Annotated in this window: 19 protein-coding genes; 10 read left to right on the top strand and 9 right to left on the bottom strand. The window is 66.6% G+C overall.

What is annotated here, in order from left to right; translation table 11 throughout:
* Nucleotides 1–150: 150 nt before the first annotated feature.
* From rplL to AB0I14_RS25875, 3 genes are all read right to left on the bottom strand, one after another.
* Entirely contained in the window at nt 151–537 is a 387-nt protein-coding gene (gene rplL / locus AB0I14_RS25885; protein ID WP_358027806.1) for a 50S ribosomal protein L7/L12, read from the bottom strand.
* 84 nt (nt 538–621) lie between these two features.
* Nucleotides 622–1,149 (bottom strand): 50S ribosomal protein L10, encoded by a 528-nt coding sequence (gene rplJ / locus AB0I14_RS25880; RefSeq protein WP_358027804.1) that lies wholly within the window; start codon nt 1,147–1,149, stop codon nt 622–624.
* A gap of 361 nt (nt 1,150–1,510) precedes the next feature.
* A complete protein-coding gene (locus tag AB0I14_RS25875) occupies nt 1,511–1,951 on the bottom strand; it encodes a DUF1772 domain-containing protein (protein WP_358027801.1) in 441 nt (146 codons plus the stop codon).
* Nucleotides 1,952–2,027: 76 nt separating this feature from the next.
* Here AB0I14_RS25875 and AB0I14_RS25870 point away from each other — a divergent pair, with 76 nt between their 5' ends.
* Nucleotides 2,028–2,486 (top strand): helix-turn-helix domain-containing protein, encoded by a 459-nt coding sequence (locus tag AB0I14_RS25870; RefSeq protein WP_358027798.1) that lies wholly within the window; start codon nt 2,028–2,030, stop codon nt 2,484–2,486.
* On the opposite strand, the gene AB0I14_RS25865 is transcribed toward AB0I14_RS25870, so the two are convergent.
* Genes AB0I14_RS25865 through AB0I14_RS25850 form a run of 4 tightly spaced genes read right to left on the bottom strand, consistent with a single transcriptional unit; the run spans nt 2,387 to nt 8,847 of the window.
* The gene (locus AB0I14_RS25865) at nt 2,387–3,283 is read right to left on the bottom strand and encodes an ROK family protein (RefSeq protein WP_358027909.1); all 897 of its coding nucleotides are present in this window, start codon (nt 3,281–3,283) and stop codon (nt 2,387–2,389) included. The genes AB0I14_RS25870 and AB0I14_RS25865 overlap by 100 nt on opposite strands.
* A 22-nt stretch (nt 3,284–3,305) precedes the next feature.
* Nucleotides 3,306–3,923, bottom strand: coding sequence for a malonyl CoA-ACP transacylase (locus tag AB0I14_RS25860; protein ID WP_358027795.1), 618 nt, complete (start codon nt 3,921–3,923; stop codon nt 3,306–3,308).
* Entirely contained in the window at nt 3,920–8,077 is a 4,158-nt protein-coding gene (locus AB0I14_RS25855; RefSeq protein ID WP_358027792.1) for an NEW3 domain-containing protein, read from the bottom strand. Before AB0I14_RS25855 ends, AB0I14_RS25860 begins: the two co-directional genes overlap by 4 nt.
* Nucleotides 8,078–8,094: 17 nt before the next feature.
* Nucleotides 8,095–8,847, bottom strand: a complete 753-nt coding sequence (locus AB0I14_RS25850) for an endonuclease/exonuclease/phosphatase family protein (RefSeq protein WP_358027789.1) — start codon at nt 8,845–8,847, stop codon at nt 8,095–8,097.
* Nucleotides 8,848–8,912: 65 nt separating this feature from the next.
* On the opposite strand from AB0I14_RS25850, the gene AB0I14_RS25845 reads away from it, so the two are divergent.
* Nucleotides 8,913–9,461, top strand: a complete 549-nt coding sequence (locus AB0I14_RS25845; protein WP_358027786.1) for a hypothetical protein — start codon at nt 8,913–8,915, stop codon at nt 9,459–9,461.
* Here AB0I14_RS25845 and AB0I14_RS25840 read toward each other — a convergent pair.
* Nucleotides 9,454–10,428 (bottom strand): YafY family protein, encoded by a 975-nt coding sequence (locus AB0I14_RS25840; protein WP_358027783.1) that lies wholly within the window; start codon nt 10,426–10,428, stop codon nt 9,454–9,456. The genes AB0I14_RS25845 and AB0I14_RS25840 overlap by 8 nt on opposite strands.
* 61 nt (nt 10,429–10,489) lie before the next feature.
* On the opposite strand from AB0I14_RS25840, the gene AB0I14_RS25835 reads away from it, so the two are divergent.
* The gene (locus tag AB0I14_RS25835; protein ID WP_358027780.1) at nt 10,490–11,014 is read left to right on the top strand and encodes a DinB family protein; all 525 of its coding nucleotides are present in this window, start codon (nt 10,490–10,492) and stop codon (nt 11,012–11,014) included.
* 3 nt (nt 11,015–11,017) lie between these two features.
* Nucleotides 11,018–11,617: a DinB family protein gene (locus AB0I14_RS25830; RefSeq protein ID WP_358027778.1), complete on the top strand. Its 600-nt coding sequence runs from the start codon at nt 11,018–11,020 to the stop codon at nt 11,615–11,617.
* Nucleotides 11,618–11,663: 46 nt separating this feature from the next.
* Here AB0I14_RS25830 and AB0I14_RS25825 read toward each other — a convergent pair whose 3' ends face one another.
* Complete coding sequence (locus AB0I14_RS25825; RefSeq protein ID WP_358027776.1) at nt 11,664–12,275, bottom strand: TetR/AcrR family transcriptional regulator; 612 nt, start codon at nt 12,273–12,275, stop codon at nt 11,664–11,666.
* Nucleotides 12,276–12,352: 77 nt separating this feature from the next.
* Between AB0I14_RS25825 and AB0I14_RS25820 the strand changes: the two genes are divergently transcribed.
* The 6 genes from AB0I14_RS25820 (at nt 12,353) to AB0I14_RS25795 (ending at nt 18,595) form a co-directional block, all read left to right on the top strand.
* Nucleotides 12,353–13,348: an oxygenase MpaB family protein gene (locus AB0I14_RS25820; RefSeq protein WP_358027773.1), complete on the top strand. Its 996-nt coding sequence runs from the start codon at nt 12,353–12,355 to the stop codon at nt 13,346–13,348.
* A 52-nt stretch (nt 13,349–13,400) separates the two neighbouring features.
* Complete coding sequence (locus AB0I14_RS25815) at nt 13,401–14,771, top strand: AarF/ABC1/UbiB kinase family protein (RefSeq protein ID WP_358027770.1); 1,371 nt, start codon at nt 13,401–13,403, stop codon at nt 14,769–14,771.
* Between the two features lie 9 nt (nt 14,772–14,780).
* Nucleotides 14,781–15,698, top strand: a complete 918-nt coding sequence (locus tag AB0I14_RS25810; RefSeq protein WP_358027768.1) for an alpha/beta hydrolase — start codon at nt 14,781–14,783, stop codon at nt 15,696–15,698.
* Nucleotides 15,699–15,866: 168 nt separating this feature from the next.
* The gene (locus tag AB0I14_RS25805; RefSeq protein ID WP_358027766.1) at nt 15,867–16,745 is read left to right on the top strand and encodes a cyclopropane mycolic acid synthase family methyltransferase; all 879 of its coding nucleotides are present in this window, start codon (nt 15,867–15,869) and stop codon (nt 16,743–16,745) included.
* A 187-nt stretch (nt 16,746–16,932) separates the two neighbouring features.
* A complete protein-coding gene (locus AB0I14_RS25800; protein ID WP_358027763.1) occupies nt 16,933–17,793 on the top strand; it encodes a cyclopropane mycolic acid synthase family methyltransferase in 861 nt (286 codons plus the stop codon).
* Nucleotides 17,794–17,899: 106 nt separating this feature from the next.
* Nucleotides 17,900–18,595, top strand: a complete 696-nt coding sequence (locus AB0I14_RS25795) for a YciI family protein (RefSeq protein WP_358027761.1) — start codon at nt 17,900–17,902, stop codon at nt 18,593–18,595.
* The last annotated feature ends 1 nt before the right edge of the window (nt 18,596 follow it).

The raw sequence follows: 18,596 nt of genomic DNA, 5'->3' as shown, positions 1-18,596 counted from the left end.
GAGTCACCATAGCGCACGGGGCTCGGCCCACACATGCTTGTCTCCCAATCTTCGGGAGTACCCGGGCCGTGACCGGACCAACCCTGCTCATACAAGCAAAGAACCCCCGAATCCGTGTGGATTCGGGGGTTCTCGCGGTCCAGTTGTGGACTACTTGACGGTGACGCTGGCGCCGGCAGCTTCGAGCTTGCCCTTGGCGTCCTCGGCGGCTTCCTTGGTGACCTTCTCCAGCAGCGCCTTGGGAGCGCCGTCGACCAGATCCTTGGCTTCCTTCAGGCCCAGGCCGGAGACGATCTCGCGGACGACCTTGATGACGCCGATCTTCTTCTCGCCGGCACCCTCGAGGATGACGTCGAATTCCGACTGCTCCTCGGCGGCCTCGGCGGCGGCCGGGGCGGCACCCGCGGCGGCAACGGCGACCGGAGCGGCGGCGGTGACCTCGAAGACCTCTTCGAACTGCTTCACGAACTCAGAGAGCTCCAGCAGGGTCATTTCCTTGAAAGCGTCGAGCAGTTCGTCGGTGGACAGCTTGGCCATGTTTATGGTCCTTCCTGATTTTTCTTACAGATGTTGGGTGGTTTGTGCGGTTGCGGTTAAGCGACAGCGTTGAGCGACAGGCGGTTAAGCAGCTTCCTCGGCAGCCTTCTTCTCCTGCAGCGCCGCGGCGAGGCGGGCCATCTGAGAAGCAGGAGCGTTGAACAGGCCTGCGGCCTTGGACAGGTTGCCCTTCATGGCACCTGCCAGCTTGGCGAGCAGCACCTCGCGCGACTCGAGGTCGGCGATCTTCTCGACCTCGGCGACGGACAGCGCTTTGCCGTCCATGAAGCCGCCCTTGATGACGAGCGCCTTGTTGTCCTTGGCGAACTTCTTGATCGCCTTGGCGGCGTCTACGGGCTCACCCTGGACGAACGCGATCGCCGTGGGACCGGCGAACAGCTCGTCGAGACCTTCAATGCCTGCTTCGGACGCGGCGCGCTTCACCAGAGTGTTCTTGGCGACGGTGTACGTGGCGGAGTCGCCGAGGGAACGACGCAGCTCAGCCAGGTTCGCCACAGTCAGCCCGCGGTACTCGGTGACGACGGTGGCCGTCGACGCCTTGAACTGCTCAGCAATGTCGGCAACCGCCGTGGCCTTGTCAGCCTTGGCCATGCATGCCTCCTTGTGGTGGGTATCGGGCGTCCCGCCTCGAACCGCCATCCGGTCAACAAGCAGGTCCGGAAATGACGAACGCCCCGACGCAACAGGTCGGGGCGCAGATATACCCAGCACGAAAACTGGTCTAGCCTCGTCCTCCTGCGTGGGCCGCCCGGGGTACTCCCGGGACCTTCAACCGATTGCTCGGTGACCGACGGTCTTCGGTGGAACTCGACCAGAGTAGCCGAACACCCACCGATCAGCCAAAACGCGCACCTTCCCTCTTGCCCGCCTTGGCCCTTCTGCACCGCGAGCGTCCGTGTCTGTGCGCGGACACGCCGCAGATCCCGTACCTGTGCGGTCGCTCGCGGGCGCTTCAGCGCGCGCCCGCGACCACCAGCAGCACGAACGCCGCCGCCAGTAGGGCCACCCGCAGCCAGTGCAACCGGTCCCAGCGTCGGGCCAGCTCATGGAACTGATCGGGGTCCTCGTCACCGCTGAATCCCGCCGCGACGCGGTTGTTGATCGGCACCAGCGTGGTGACGGACAGCACCATGACCAGCCCCATCAGCACCACCGCAGTGATGAGCAACGGCCCCGGGCTCCACACGGCTGCGGCGATCAGCAGCGCCACGGCCCCGAAGTACCAGAACGGCATCGCCGTTCCGAGGATCCGGCTGCCGGTGCCGCGGGCCTGTCGGTAGGCGGCGTCGGGCAGCCGCCGCAGGATCGGGTTGGTGAAGGCGGCGACGCCGAACTCGACGCCGAGAAGCGGGCCGGTGACTATCACCGCAAGGATCTGCACGATTTCTTCCATGCCATCTAGGCTGGTCAGTATGCTGACAAAAAACAAGGTACTGACAAATTAGTCAGCACCAGTGAAGGGTTCAGGCATGGCGGTTTCCAAGAAAGAGGTCGGCGAGTGTCCGATCGACGCGACGTTGTCGGTCATCGACGGGCGCTGGAAGGGCACCATCCTGTGGCGGTTGGCGGACGGGCCGATGCGCACTGCCGATCTGCGCCGCAGCATTCCCGATATCACCGAGCGGATGCTCATCCGGCATCTGCACGATCTGGTCGGCGCCGGGATCATCGATCGACATGACGCGGGCACGGTGCCGCCGTGCGTGCACTATTCGATCTCCGAGTACGGGCAGACCCTGGCGCCGGTGTTGCATGCCCTGTGCGAATGGGGCCGCACCCACATGGAGATTCAGGAACAGAAGCCCAGGCACCAGCTTCGGCAGCCGCCTCAGCCGCGCGCCAGGGCCGCCGCGCCCACGAGGCCGGCGTCTCCACCGAGTTCCGCCGGGACCACCCGCAGCCCCCGCAAGAACTCCAGCCCCGCGTAGTCGACGAGCGCCGTGCGCACGGGGTCGAACAGCAATGCCCCGGACTTGGCCACTCCCCCGCCGATCACCACCAGGTCCAGGTCGCAGACCGCGCCCACCGAGGCGATCGTTGCCGCCACCGCCCGCGCGCCGCGCTGAAATGCCTTGATGGCCAACTCATCTCCTTGAGCGGCCGCATCACCCAACGCCTTGGCGTCCGTGCCGTCCCACCCCTGCCGCCGGGCCCACCGCACCATGCTGGGTCCGGACGCGATGGTCTCGACGCAGCCGTGCCCGCCGCAGGTACACGGGTCACCGCCGTCGGGAGCGACGACGACATGGCCGACATGCCCGGCGTTTCCGGTGCGGCCGTCATACGGTGCGCCGTCGAACACCAGACCACCGCCGATCCCTGTCGACACCACCATGCCGAGCAGGAACTGCGCGCCCCGGCCCGCGCCGAACCACTGCTCGCCGAGCGCCATGCACAGCCCGTCGCCGCCGAGCCGGACCGGCAACCCGGTGACGTCGGCAACCCGTTCGACGATCGGAAAGTGTTGCCACTCGGTGATATTGATCGGGCTGACCGTGCCGTTGGGCAGGTCGATCGGTCCGGCCGAGGCGACGCCGACGCCGGTCGCGGCGCCGGCCGCTGTCTGCATGGCCTCGCCGAGCAGTTTCCCGACGACGGCCCACACCGTCTCGGCGTCACCGTCCGGGGTCGGCAGTTGGGCCCGATGCACCAGCCGACCGTCGGCGTCGACCAGGCCGACGGCGATCTTGGTGCCGCCGATATCGACCGCCAGGGTCACAGGCAGGGTCAGGGTCACGTCGGCATTCCTAGTGCTTGTGCGTGTTGTCCGGTTGACGGGGATCTCCGGGATGCTCATACCCGGGCGCCAGTTCGACCAGGGCCGCGCATCGCGCGTCGAGCCACTGCCGGAACGCCTGCCTGCGCGCGGCCGCCCGCAGGTGCGCGGCTATGCGGTAGCGCACCTGATCCAACGACGGGGCGACCGGCCGGCCGTACCAGCCGTGCGAGCCCCCTTGTATCAGCGCGAATTGCAGTGGATTCCGCGCGTGGTAGGCGGCCACCTCGGCATCTGAAACATCGACCGCAGCAGTCACATCCGCGAACACTGCGCGGGCCAGCGGGGTACCCAACGTGGCGGCGGCGACGCTGCCGATCTCCAGCCGGGCCGCGGTGTCGGGCAGCACCTCGTCCTGCCCGGGTGCGCCGAGGCCGGACAGGCCGCGCGCGGCGGCCTCGTCGTCGACGACCCGTTCGGCGACCACCAACTGAGTGAGCCAGCGGCGCAACTGACGCCCCTCGCTGGTCCCGGGGCGTGGCAGCGCCGACGCCCGGTTCCCCGCCCGCAGTGCGGCCTCACGCTCATCGATCTCTTTGATCGACACCGGTTTTCCGGCCACCCGTGCCGCATATGTCACCGGGTTCATCGGACCGTCACCTTCACCGCCGGTGAATAGACCAGCCGCCCGGCGCAACCCACCCGGATCAACGCCCACCACTGCCCTGGTTCGACCCATGATGGTGGCGCGACCTCGAACTCGATCTCTGCAGTACCCGCAGCGGGCACCTCGAAGCCGACCGCGGCCGGTCCCATCCACTCCCAGGTTCCCCATGGGCTGATCAGGTGCGCCTCGGCGCTCAGGCCGGCGAAGGCGTCGGTGCCGATCGCCACCGACAGTCGGGCGGTCTCACCTGCCTTGACGTCGATGGCCTGCGGCTCGGACACCAGCTTGAGCACGTGGGCCCCGATGTCGCCACCGGGTTCACCGATCGTGATGATGCAGACGTCCTCGACCACTTGCCGCCACGACGGCGGCAGCGCATCCGACCCGCTGCCGGTCACCGCAAGCTCGGCGCGCAACGGGTACAGCCCGGGTTCGGCTCCGGCCGGGATGCTCAACACCACATCGGTTTCCAGATGCTCGCCAGGTGGAAGCACATAGGGCAGCTCGGCGGGCCGCACGTCCCACCCTGGCGGGCCAAACAGTCTGACCCGGCCGTGCAGCGCGGCATCGGTGCAGTCACTGGCCGCCGTCAGCCGCACGACCACCTCGTTGTCGGGTTGTCCGGCAATGCTTTCCGGATGCAGATATGCGACGGCAGGCAGACCGCCCAGCGGTGCCGGGCCGCGATTGTGCAGCCAGTACCGGGCGTAGAGAGGTTGTGCCACCTCGGCATCGGGCGCCAACCGCTGGTGCTCGCCACGCAATACCCTCGGCAGGTTGAACTGGGTGGATACGGTGGCGATCTGATAGCCGTGCAAGCTCAGATGCGAGGGCTGCTCCGGCGCCGGTTCTTCCAGCAGGTTCAGGTTCGCGGCGGCGGAGACCGCGCGCAGCCCGGAGCGGATGGTGACCTCGGCAGCGCTGCCGGTGATCTCGACCAGGCGCGCGGTGACCCCGTCGGCCGGATCGGCACTGCGGACGCTGCCCGAGGCGAGCGGATTCCCGGTGGCCTTGAGCGCACCCAGTTGCACGGTGCCCGCCGGCTCGATCTCCAGTAGTGATCCCCACGCCGGCAGTCCGCCGCCGGCTGCCGAATCGACCACCACCGGCTGCAGCGGCCGGTTGAACTCCGCGGCTCTGGGTGCGACGCCCGCGGCCCGCCAATCGCCGGCGCCGGTGACCAGTGCGTAGTCGAATGTGTGTGTCCAGTGCTGCAATTGGAAGTTGGATCCGTCCGGTGCGGTACGGCGCGGCGGGTCGATCCAGGTGCCCGACGGCCAGCCGGTACAGGACCGCATCAGCGACGTGTGCAAGGTGCCGTCGGGCTCGATGGCGAAGCTCGGCACACCACGGTTCAGCAGCGCGACGGTGCGGGCATCGAACGGCTCGGCCACCGCGGGGGCCTCCTGCGTGACGACGATCTCGGCGTCACCGAGGTCATCGACCACCGCGTCCAGGTCGCCGGCCAGGATCAGGACGGGCAGGGCTCGCACCCCACGCAGATCGGCACCGGGCACCCACTGATCGGTCAACGGCGCGGCGGCGGGTACCCAGACGCGGGCCGAACCGGTTGCGTCGATCTGGCGTTTGAACTCGTCGGTGTAGGCGATATCCGCCTCGGCGAGAACCGCTGCGGTGAAGGGGTTTTCATCGGGACCACCGAGGGTGAACCGGGTGTCGGGCAGGTTGGAGTCCACGGTGAGATCGCCGTAGCGGGGTTTGTCGGCTGCGCTGCAGGTGGCCGTCACCCCGGCGCGTACCAGGGCCACCATCAGATCACGCGGGTCGGTGCCGTCGTCGGGAGCGACCACTTCGGCCACTGAAACGGCTCGCACCGCATCGGCTCCGATACGCACGCGCACGGCCGAGGACAGCCCGAACCAGCCGTAGGCCGGGTTGTCCAGCGTCCACGGATGCTGAGCGGCATCAACGGCAGTGTCGGCGCGGCCGCCTCCGTGGTCGTGCAGCAGCCCGAATCCGCGGCCGATCACGGCGTCGCCGACCTCGCTCACCGGCAGCGCCCCGGGCACCGGGCAGGGCCAACGCAGCCGCACCAGGCGGTCCGCCCCGACGAACTCGTCGATGACGGTGCGGCAATCGACCCGGTCCACGCCGGACCAGAGCGTAATGATCTGGGTGTAGCCCAACAGATCTCCGATGCGGCCCCGCACGACCACCCGCTGTCCGAGCGCGCTCCGATAGCACTGCACGTCCTCGGCCGGAGTGGCCGAGGAGCCCACCACCGGCCCGGCGGGCAGCAGGTGCCAGGGCCCTTCCCCGGCCTCGGGGTGGGCCGAATATTCCTCGTAGACCGCCAGTTCGTTACCGACGCCGCCGTCGGCGATGAGCTCACGCCCGTCGTCCACGAGCGAGCACACCCCACCGCCGCGGGCCGCATCGACGCGCAGCCGGTAGCGCTCGTTGGCGATCTCGTCACCGGCCACCGGTTCCCAGCCGTTCGCGGTCCCGGCTGCGAAACGGTAGGACCGCCAGCCCAGTGACGGAACGTCGTGGGCCAGCCAGCTCACCGTCGCTCCGTCGTGCTCGACCAGCACGGGAACCTCGTTGCCGTCACTGTCGAACACCGCGCCGGGGAACGGTGCGTCCAGGTGCACGGTGACGATGTCGGTCCGGTTGTGCGCCACGGCGTTCCATACGACAACTGACCCATCGACGGCTTGCGACAACAGCTGCAAGGCGTTGTCGCGCGCGGTGACGCCCAGCTCCCAGGCGTCGCGCCAGCCGGTCAGCAGATCGAGGTAGACCTGATCGGATTCCGAGCCGGTGATGGCGTCGTGATGTGCTCCGTAGGCCAGCTGCACCCAGGCCTTGGCCATGGCGGCCTGCGGGTAGTCCGCGCCGCCGAGAAGTCCGGCGAACACCGCGAACCGCTCGGCGTCGAGCACCGCGTCCTCGGCAGCCCGGTTGGCCTGCTTGGTGTCGATGTATGAGACGTCCTTGCCGGTGTAGATCGGGTTCATGTCACGGGTCTGCGGGGACGGCGTGATGCCGCGCTCGTCGGCTTCGGCCCGTACCGCGGTGAAGAACTCGGAAGGCAACGCGCACACGAACTTCGGCCAGACGTAGCGCGAGTTCCAGTCGCGGTGGATCTGCGTGACCCATTTGTTGGGTGGGGTGTAGTCGGTGCCGACGGGCAGGAGCACGTTGCGGGTCAACGCAACTCGCTTGAGTTTGGTGAACAGCGTGTACGTGGATTCCTCGGCCTCCGCCAGTGACGCCGAGGAGTCCATCCACCATCCCGCCGAATAGTGCGCGGGCATGTAGTGGGTGAGCAACCCGCGGCCCGACGGCGCGATCCACTCGAACTCGCTGGCGAACTGCATGCGCTCGGGGTCGCCGTCGTTCTGCATCGGCCCCCACTGGTGGTGTGGTCCGCGTGCCCACGAGCTGGAGGTCAGGCCGACGTCGGCCGCCATCCCGGGGAACTGCGGGTCGTGGCCGAACACGTCGAGCTGCCACGCGGTGGCCGGATCAGCACCCAGCACGTCGCGTTGAAAACCCATGCCCGACACGAAGTTCCGAATCGTGGTCTCCGGGCTGGTGAGGTTGGTGTTCGGCTCGTTGTAGGTGCCGCCCATGATCTCGACGCGCCGCTGCGCGATGAACCGGCGTAGATCGGCCCGGTCTTCCGGGCGGGCATCCCAGTAGGGCTTGAGATAGTCGACCTCGGCCAGGACGAACTTGTATTCCGGTTCGCGCCGCGCCATTTCCAGGTGAGCGTGCACCAGGTCGAATCCGTTGGTCTGCCGGCACTGGCCGGGCGGATCCTCGGTCCACACGCTGGTGTAGGCGGCCTGGGTGTTCCACCAGACGGGGTCGTAGTGGAAGTGGCTGATCATGTACATGGTCCAGCCCGGTTCGGCCACCGTGAAGTCGAACGCCGTCTCCCCCACCCGGGCGCGCCGGACCTCGCCGGGTACCCCTCGCTCGACGTCCACGGGAACCTCGACGGTGCCGTCCCCGGGTGCGGCGATCGCCTCACCGGAGAGCCCGTCCCCGCCCACCCGCACCGGCGTCGGCGAGGCGCAGGCCTCATACCGCACCCGAACCAGCTGCCGGGGGGCATCCTCGGGCCCGGCAAACAGCTCCGTCGTCTCCACTGACAGGACGCGCATCTGAAAACCCTACGGCTTCAACGCGCCGAAATGTCGACGACCAACGCCCGATGATCCGAAATCGGTAGGTGCAGCGCCACGCATTCAGTCGCGAACAGTGCCGGGTCGTCGGTGAGGATGTGGTCGAGTTGCGTCGTCGGCCTGTCGGCGGGGAACGTCGGCACGGCCCCGAGTTGATGCCAGTGCGCCGGTGCGCCCGAGTTCAGGTCTCCCATGAGAAGCCTCGGCCCCGGGAAGCCACTCAGATCCCGCACCAGATGTCGCAGTTGCACCCGGTTCCACCCCGGCACGAACGACAGGTGGGTGTTGGCCACCGTGAGCGCGCCGAGCGGGGTGTCGATGCGGGCGACCATTGCGGCCCGGGGTTCTTCGTGGACGATCCGGAACCGGCGGATCCCCGAGACGTACATCGGAAACCGGACCGGTATCCGAGGAAGCCGCAGCACCTGCCAGTTCTCGACCGGGTACCGGGTGAGAAGGGCGATGCCGTAGGCGGCGGTTCCGGGTTGTTCGCGGCCGGTCGCGGCCATCCAGGTGGCACCGGGGGTTCCGGAGATCGCGGCGACGAATCGGTGGTGCACGGCATTCATCGCCCGGGCGGCCACCGCAGTCAGATCTGCTTTGCCCGAACGCGGCTGATCCAGGTCAACCTCTTGCAGCGCGAGGATGTCGGCGTCGAGTTCGGCCACCGCGGCGCCAAGTCTGCCCAGGTCGACGTCGCCATCGTGAACACTGCGTCCGTGCAGGATGTTGAAAGTGGCCAGCCGCATGGGTACTCAGTACCCACTCTGCATCGCCTCCACCAGGGCAATGCCCGACAGACCAGGGATGGCACGTGCTCGACCGCAACGACGACCTGCGTGACGCGCTGAAGCGTGCCGCGGCGGCGTTCAAGGCGCATGGGCCGCAGTTCGCGCTGGCCGGCAGTTACGCACTGTGGGTCTACGGTGCGCCCGAGCCCGTGCACGACGTCGATTTCGTGGTTGCCGAGGCCGATGCGGAGGCGGCGGAGGTGGTGTTGCGCAAGGCCGGGTTTCAGATCGTGCATGTTCCCGAGGACTGGTTGTTCAAGGCCTATCCCGAGGACGACGTCCTGGTCGACGTGCTCTACCGACTCAACGGCGCATCGGTGGACGCGGCCACGCTGGCGTCCGCCGAGGTGTTCGACGTGCTCGCGATCCGGATGCCCGTGTTGCCGCCGACGATGGTGTTGTCGGAGAGGTTGCGCTCGCTCAACGAGCACCACTGCGACTTCGCGGCGCTTCTGCCGGCCGCCCGCGCGGTGCGCGAGCAGGTCGACTGGGATGCGGTGCGCACCGCAACCGCCGACAACGACTTCGCCGCCGCATTCCTGATGCTCCTCGACCGGCTCGGGATCACCTGACTTTCCCGCGCGCAGCCAGGTGGAGGCGATCGGCCACCGTGCGGACGGCCGCGGCCACCTCGGGCGGCTCGAGTACTTCGAAGTCATATCCCACAGTGGCGAAGTACAGCACCATGCGCTCGGGGTCGTCAGCGCCGGTGGTGACGATGCAGGCGTCGGGTCCGTCTGCCTCGACGGTGGCCGACGCCGGTGGAAACTTCTGCGCCACAATCTCTTGCGGGGCGCGATAGCGCACCCGGGCGACGTAGCGGTAGGGCGAGGAGCTGATCGAGCGACGCACGTAGTCGGCCGCATCCGGAGCCTCGCGCGGCGCGAAGGTGGTGCCGCGGGCCGCCACCGCGGACATCCGGTCCAAGCGCAGACTGCGCCAGTCCTCGCGATCACGGTCGTAGGCCATCAGGTACCAGCGCCGGCCGGTGGTCACCAGTTGATAGGGCTCCAGCCGCCGTTGGGTGTGGTTGCCTCGGATATCGGTGTAGTCGGTGCTGACGTGCTCGCGGTCGCGGCAGGCGCGGGCCAGGGTCATCAGCACCTCGGGTTCCACCGGGGAGTCCGAGGAGTTCGGGGCCAGGGTGACGGTGGCGTCGTGCACCGCCGCCACCTGCGACCGCAATCGCGCGGGCATGACCTGGTCGAGTTTGGACAGCGCCCGCAGGGCGGATTCGCCGACGCCGGCGACGCTTCCGCCGGCGGCCAGCCGCAGGCAGACGGCCATCGCGACGGCTTCGTCGGGGTCGAGCAGCAGCGGGGGCAGCGCCGCGCCCGCGCCGAGTTGGTAGCCCCCGCCCTGCCCCTTGCTGGCGTGGACGGGGTACCCGAGTTCGCGGAGCCGCTCGATGTCACGACGGACGCTGCGGGTGGTGACGCCGAGCCGTTCGGCCAACTCTTCACCCGTCCAGGCCCGGCGCGACTGCAGCAGTCCGAGGAGTTGCAACACGCGGCCGGTGGTTTCGCTGCTTACGGCCATGCAAGAAGTCTGCCTCACTTTTAGGACCGAAACTGTCCTATATGCGTGAGACGGTAGTCCTATGTGGACAAACCTTCTGGCCGACCAACTGGACTTCCACTGGACGAATCAACTGAGGCCGCGATTGGACGGTCTCACCGACGACGAGTACTTCTGGCAACCCGTCCCCGACTGCTGGACCGTTCACCCCGACGGCGCCATCGACTTCAGTTATCCACCGCCACAACCGGAACAGTTCACCACGATCGCCTGGCGGCTGGCACACGTCATCGTCGGCGTGTTCGCGATGCGCAACCACTCGCACTTCGGCGGCCCGCCGGCGGACTACGAGTCGTGGCCGTACGCCACCGATGCGGCCACCGCCCTGAGCCAACTCGACGACGCATACCGAAATTGGATCGACGGGGTCAGGTCACTGAGCGAAGATGACCTGAAGCGCCCGTGCGGGCCCGCCGAGGGGCCGTACGGTAACGAGCCGATGGCCGTGCTTGTCCTGCACATCCACCGGGAAGTGATCCACCACGGTGCCGAAATCGCCTGTATCCGAGATCTTTACGCCCACTCAACCCACAACAAGGAGAACTGAACCATGCCCGGAATGCCGCCTCCCACCGCCGACGAACGCCAGACCCTCGTCGAGTTCCTCGCCTTTCAGCAGAACGCCTTCGTCGCGGTCGCGCACGGCCTGACCGACGAGCAGGCCCGGTCCAGCCCGTCAGTGAGTGCGTTGTCGGTCGGCGGTCTGATCAAGCACGTCACCGAGGTGCAGAAGAGCTGGACCGCGCGCGTCGAGTACGGGCCCCAGTTTCCACCGGCGGATCCCCGCCCGTTCGAGGAGCAGGCGGCCGAATACGCCGATCTGCACACCATGCGTGAGGACGAGACCTTGGCCGGTCTGCTCTCGGCGTTCAAGGCCCAGAACGCCGAGACGCTGCGGGTTTTCGCCGAGCGGAACCTCGACACCGCCGTGCCGGTCCCCCACGATGTGCCGTGGTTCCCGCAGGACGTCGACAACTGGTCGGTGCGGTGGGTGGCCATGCACCTGATCGAGGAACTCAGTCGCCACGCCGGGCATGCCGACATCATCCGCGAATCGATCGACCGCGCAACGATGTACGAGTTGCTGGCGGCCGAGGAGCAGTGGCCCGAGACAGAGTGGATCAAGCGCTGGCGGCCGGCCGCAGTTTAATTGGCGGCACCGCCGCCGGGCCTAACTAGCGGCACCGCGGCGGGGCCTAACTGAAGGCACCGCCGCCGAGCACCAGTCGTAGCGCGTATTCCACCACGACCTCAAGGTCGTCGCCCAGGTTCCCGCCCAGCCACTGCTGGGCAAGCTCGGCCATCGCTCCGGTGTACATGGCCGCGCCGACCTGGGCGGCGACCGGGTCTGAGCCCGGATTGAGCCGCCCGCCCTCGGACAGCACGGCCTCACGCAACAGGTCCTGGGTCGCCGCGCGCCGCGCGGCCAATACCGGGTTGGCCCTGGCGTCGGTGAACAGCACTCGTCCCCGCCGCGGATCGACCGAGCTGAAACCCAGGACGGCGGCGATTCCGGCGCGGGTTCGGGCCCGCACGGATTCGCCGGCCCCGGCCGTCGCGGCGTCGACATCGACCGCCAGGGCCGCGCTCACCTCGTCGTACACCGCACCGAGCAGTTCGTCGGTGTCGGCGAAGCTCTCATAGAAGTAACGGGTGTTGAGGCCGCATTCGCGGCAGACCGAGCGCACGGACGTCGCGGCTTCACCACCGTCCCCGAACAGCCTGAACGCGGCGTCGACAAGCAGCGCGCGGCGTTCGGCCCGGCGGTCCGTCAACGGCACACCGGCCCATCGCGTCGGGCTCGACATGCCTACAGACTAAGTCTGGTCACACCCGTACCCAAAATGTATTCTGGCTACAGACGTAACCAGAAGGGGGTCCCGCGGTGGACATGCCGCACCAAATCCTCGAGCAGACGCTGCAGCGGAAGTTCGACACGGACATTCGTCAGCACTACTTCCGCGGCATGGAATTCGCCGGACCGGCCGGCGATCCGGGGTGGTTCGGCCCGGGTAGCGCCGTCTGGCACGTGCACTCCCACACCGAGGCACTCATCTTCGGGCTGCAGTGCGCGGCATACATCGAGCGCCTCGATCCCTCGATCTACTGGATGGGCATGCACCATTCGCGTCTGGTCAAACGCGATGAAGATGGCACCGCCATCCCCGTCATCGATCCCCAGGGCGCGGCGGTGCGCCTGGGACATTCGATCGCGTTCTTCATCGGCACGGCCTACGGCAACACCGAGACCGCCGAACGGGTGGCCAAGACCGTCCGCGCCATGCACCACACCATCAAGGGGACCCGTCCCGACGGTGCGATCTATGACGCCGACGATCCGGACTGGCTGCGCTGGAACTACGCGACCGTGGTGTGGGGCCTGGCCACCGCGCACGAGATCTACCACCCGAACCCGTTGCGCGGTAAGAAACTTGACCGCTACTACGGCGAATTCATCCGGGTCGGGCACGCCCTGGGCGGCACCGACCTGCCCGAAACCAAGGCCGAGACGCTGGAGTGTCTGCACTCCTACCTACCCAAGCTGGCTCTCACCCACGGTGCGGCCATGGCCACCGGCCCGAATCTGCCGATGCCGCAGAGCGCGGTCGACTGGGCGATCCGCGACACCATGCCGAAGTGGGCCAAGCAGCTGATCGGACACACAGATCCGAACCCGATCGAGCGGGCGGCCCGACGCGCCATGGTGTGGTCGATCATCAACGGTCTACACACCGCGGCAGGTAACACCCTCGAGTTCCGGGCAGCGCAAAAACGGGTCGCCGCCGGTACCACGGTGCCGCACACCGAGCCCACTTACATGCCCGGAACCGACCCGATCCTGAGCCGCGACGAGGTCGAAGAGAGTTTCGCGTCAGTGTGACGCACAGCACAGATGTTTTTGGCCCCACCGTGGCCTTTGAGACACTGCAGCTATGAGCACTACGCCGCCGAAAACCAAGCACCGCGAGGTCGCCAGGTTGAGCCGGGTGCCGCTGCCCGTGGAAGCCGCTCGCATCGGGGCCACCGGTTGGCAGATCACCCGCACCGGGGTCCGTGTCGCCGCCAATATGTTCGGCAGCGGTTCCCTGCAGCAGAAGATCATCCGGCAGGTCCCGCAGACGTTCTCCGATCTGGGTCCCACCTACGTCAAGTTCGGCCAGATCATCGCGTCGAGCCCGGGCGCCTTCGGTGAGCCGCTGAGCCGCCAGTTCCGCAGCCTGCTCGACCGGGTGCCGCCGGCCGACACCGATGAGGTGCACAGGCTTTTTGTCGAGGAGCTGGGCGACGAGCCCACAAAACTGTTCAAGAGTTTCGATGACAAGCCGTTCGCCTCGGCCTCGATCGCGCAGGTGCACTACGCCACGCTGCACAGCGGCGAGGAGGTGGTGGTCAAGATCCAGCGCCCGGGGATCCGCCGCCGCGTCGCTGCCGACCTGCAGATCCTCAAGCGCGGCGCGCAGCTGGTGGAGCTGGCCAAGCTGGGCCGGCGGCTGTCGGCCCAGGACGTGGTCGCCGACTTCGCCGAGAACCTGGCCGAAGAGCTCGACTTCCGGCTGGAAGCCCAGTCGATGGACGCCTGGGTGTCGCACATGCACGCCTCCCCGCTCGGCGAGAACATCCGGGTACCCCAGGTCTACTGGGACCTGACCAGCCAGCGGGTGCTCACGATGGAACGAATCACCGGGGTACGCATCGACGACGTGGCCGCCATCCGCAAGAAGGGCTTCGACGGTACCGCGCTGGTCAAGGCCCTGCTGTTCAGCGTGTTCGAGGGCGGCCTCAAGCACGGCCTGTTCCACGGCGACCTGCACGCGGGCAACCTCTACGTCGATGACGGCGGCAAGATCGTGTTCTTCGACTTCGGCATCATGGGCCGCATCGATCCGCGGACCCGGTGGCTGCTGCGCGAGCTCGTGTACGCCCTGCTAGTCAAGAAGGACCATGCGGCCGCGGGCAAGATCGTCGTTCTGATGGGCGCGGTCGGCACCGTGAAGCCCGAGGCGCAGGCTGCCAAGGACCTGGAGAAGTTCGCTACCCCGCTCACCATGAAGTCGCTCGGCGATATGTCCTACGCCGAAATCGGCAAGCAGCTCTCCACGCTGGCCGATGCCTACGACGTCAAGCTGCCCCGCGAGTTGGTGCTGATCGGCAAGCAGTTCCTCTATGTCGAGCGGTACATGAAGCTGCTGGCCCCGAAGTGGCAGATGATGAACGATCCCCAGCTCACCGGGTACTTCGCCAACTTCATGGTGGATATCAGCCGCGAACACAAAGAAGGCGATTCCGACGGGATCGAGGGCTGAGTGGCCGGGATGAGCGTGCGAACCGGATTCGCCAAGTCGTCCGCGGAACCCGGCGATGTCGACCTGTACTACGAGGACATGGGCGACCCGAACGATCCGGCCGTGCTGCTGATCATGGGCCTGGGCGCGCAGATGCTGTTGTGGCGCACCGGTTTCTGCGAAAAGCTGGTGAGCCAGGGGTTGCGCGTGATCCGCTACGACAACCGCGATGTGGGCCTGTCCACCAAGTTGTCCGGCAGGCGCGCGGATTCCCCGCTGCCGCTGCGGCTGGCCCGGTCGTTTCTTGGTCTGCGCAGTCCGTCGGTCTACACGCTCGAAGATGTCGCCGATGACGCTGCCGCCCTGCTCGATCACCTCAAGATCGACAACGCGCACATCGTCGGCGGTTCGATGGGCGGGATGATCGCCCAGGTGTTCGCGTCCCGGTACGCACAGCGCACCCGGTCGCTGGCGGTGATCTTCTCCAGCAACAACCAGCCGCTGCTGCCGCCGCCCGGCATCAAGCAACTGCTGTCGGTGATCACCGGCCCGCCCGCCAATTCGTCGCGAGAAGCCGTCATCGACAACGCCGTTCGGATCAGCAGGATCAACGGCAGCCCCGGCTACCCCACTCCCGAGGAGGAGATCAGGGCCCAGGCTGCCGAACTGTACGACCGCGCCCATTACCCGGCTGGGATCGCCCGGCATTTCGATGCCATCCTCGGTAGCGGCAGCCTGCGCCACCACGACAAGCGGATCAGCGCACCCACCGTGGTGATCCATGGACGCTCCGACCGGCTGATGCGCCCGTTCGGGGGCCGTGCGGTGGCCCGCGCGATTGTGGGCGCCCGCCTGGTATTGATCGACGGGATGGGCCACGAGCTACCGGAACCGGTGTGGGACGAGATCGTCGGAGAGCTCAAGACGAACTTCGCCAGTTCCCTCTGATTTCTGCGTGTGCAAAGTTAATTGCTCGATCATCACTTTGCTGTCGCTTGAAAGCTCGGTAGCTGGCCGAACTCCCTCTACAGTTCTAGCAAGTCCGGGGAGGCGGCTGGGTCGAGACGTGGCGTAGCGCAGTTCTAGCCGGTCGGTGTCTGCCCAAGAGGTGCCTTCATGGCCGAACATCCGGGAAAACTCAACCCTCATTTCGACGACGTACAAGCCCATTACGACCTGTCCGATGATTTCTTCGCGCTCTTCCTGGACCCGAGCAGGACCTACAGCTGCGCGTTCTTCGAACGCGACGACATGTCTCTGCAGGACGCTCAGGTGGCGAAAATCGACCTGTCGCTCGGCAAGCTCGGTCTGCAACCCGGGATGACGTTGCTCGATGTCGGATGCGGCTGGGGCGCAACGCTTATGCGCGCTGTCGAGCGGTACGGCGTCAATGTCGTCGGCCTCACGCTCAGCCGCAACCAGGTCGGCTACGTGCAGAACTTGTTCGACGAATCCGACAGTCCATGCACCAAAAGGGTGCTGCTGGCCGGCTGGGAGGAGTTCGACGAGCCGGTGGACCGCATCATCTCGATCGGTGCGTTCGAGCATTTCGGCCATGACCGTTATGCCGACTTCTTCCGCTTCGCTCACGATGCCCTGCCCGCCGACGGCGTGATGCTCCTGCACACCATCACCGGACTGCACCCGCGGGATGCTCACCGCCTGGGCGTGCCGCTCACCTTCGAGCTCGCGAAGTTCATCAAGTTCATCCTCACCGAGATCTTCCCGGGCGGACGGCTGCCCTCGATCGAGATGGTCGAGGAGCATGCGGCACGGGCATCCTTCAGGCTGACCCGGCGCCAGTCCCTACAGGCCCACTACGCCCGCACGCTCGACATATGGGCGACGAATCTGGAGGCCAACCACGATGTGGCCGTTGAGATCCAGTCCCAGGAGGTCTATGACCGGTACATGCGCTATCTGACGGGATGTGCCGACTGTTTTCGGACCGGACGTATCGACGTCAACCAGTTCACCTTGCATGTCGCGGGTTAGTTTCGCTTTGCTGACGCAGCGCCGCCTGAGCGGTTTCCGCAGGAAATACCAGCGCAATTGGTGTCATAAGCGCAGTAATTTTGTTTGCCAATGAAATTCATTGACGGTGTCGACAACAGGCCCGCCAGGGGCGCCTGCGGTACCCTGAGATTCTCGGGAGAACTCTACAGCTTGGAGCATAGCGAATATGTCCAAATTGACACCGAAATATGAAGAACTGCAGTCGATCTACGACATTTCAAATGAATTCTATGAACTGTTCCTAGGCCCCACAATGGGCTATACCTGCGGTTATTTCGAGCGCGAGGACATGACCGGCGACGAAGCCCAGATCGCCAAATTCGATCTGGCGCTGGGCAAGCTGGGGCTTGAACCGGGGATGACGCTGCTCGACATCGGCTGCGGCTGGGGCGCCGGCATGGCGCGCGCGGTCGAGAAATACGACGTCAATGTCATCGGGCTGACGCTGAGTGGCGAGCAACGTGAATACGCCATCGAAAAGCTCGCCAAGATTCCCACCGACCGCAATGTCGAGGTTCGGCTCCAGGGTTGGGAAGAGTTCAACGACAAGGTGGACCGCATCGTGTCGATCGGCGCCTTCGAACATTTCGGATTCGAGCGGTATCCGGCATTTTTCGAGATGGCTTACAACGCGCTGCCTGACGACGGCACAATGTTGCTGCACAACATAACGGGATTCGACCTTCGGCAAGGCCAGAAGCTCGGCCTGCACATGACGTTCGAAGACGCCCGGTTCGCCCGGTTCATCATGACCGAGATCTTCCCCGGCGGCCGGCTGCCTTCGGTGTCGATGGAGGAGGAGAGAGCGACCGAGGCCGGCTTCAAGGTCGCCCAGCTACAGGAGATCGGCCCGCACTACGTCCGGACGCTCGAGATCTGGGCCGACGCGCTAGAGGCCCACAAGGACAAGGCCGTCGCGATCCAGGGCCAAGAGGTTTACGACCGCTACGACAAGTACCTCAACGGCTGCCAGAAATACTTCGCCTCGGGCCACATCAGCGTGCATCAGTTCACCCTGCAGAAGTAGCCGCCGGAAGTATCTCCGGCCGAGTGTCGGATCCCGGCAGCCTCGTTCGTCAGATGGGTAGAGAGTGGAACAGAGGGTTCTCACTCGCTGACGCCGGGAGATGACGATGTATTACTTCGCTTTACTGATCAGCCAGGATGTGGAACTGGCACCCGAGCAGCGGGCCGAGGGCATGGCTGCCTTCCAGGCTTTTCACGCCAAGGCCAAGTCGGCGATCCGGGCGGGCGACGCGCTGGACAGGGCTGCCGCCGCCACCCGCATCACCGGTGGGCCGGACAACCCGACGGTTACCGACGGCCCGTTCCCCGAGGGCGCTGAGGTGGCGTGCGGCTACTACGTGTTCGAGGCCGACAATCTCGATGAAGCGCTGACCCTTGCCCGAGATATCCCGGTCGCCCAGTTCGGCGCGGTCGAGGTGTGGCCGATGGTCCACTGGCAGGCCCCCGAGCAGCCGCTGGCCACCGATTGGCTGGCGCTGCTGCTGGAGCCGCCGGAGGATGTTCGCACGCCGGGCACCGACGAGTGGAACCAGCAGGCGGGTCAGCACGTCGAACTCGCCAAGACCATCGGCGACAAGACGCTTGCCGGCGCGCCGCTGCATCCGCCGTCCACCGCGACCACCGTGCGCGTGCGTGACGGCAAGGTGATGCTCACCGACGGCCCGTACGCCGAGGGCGCTGAGGTGGCCAACGGCTTCTACGTGCTGCGTGCCTCCGATCGGGAGGAGGCGGTCAAGCTGGCGTCGATGATTCCGGCGTCGGCCATCGAGGTCCGCCAGTTGTCGGGCGTCTCGGGCCTGTAGT

The organism is Mycobacterium sp. NPDC050441 (assembly GCF_040655355.1).
GTDB lineage: Bacteria > Actinomycetota > Actinomycetes > Mycobacteriales > Mycobacteriaceae > Mycobacterium.
Note: the sequence above shows the minus strand (reverse complement) of the source record. Positions and strands in the feature narration are given on the sequence as shown.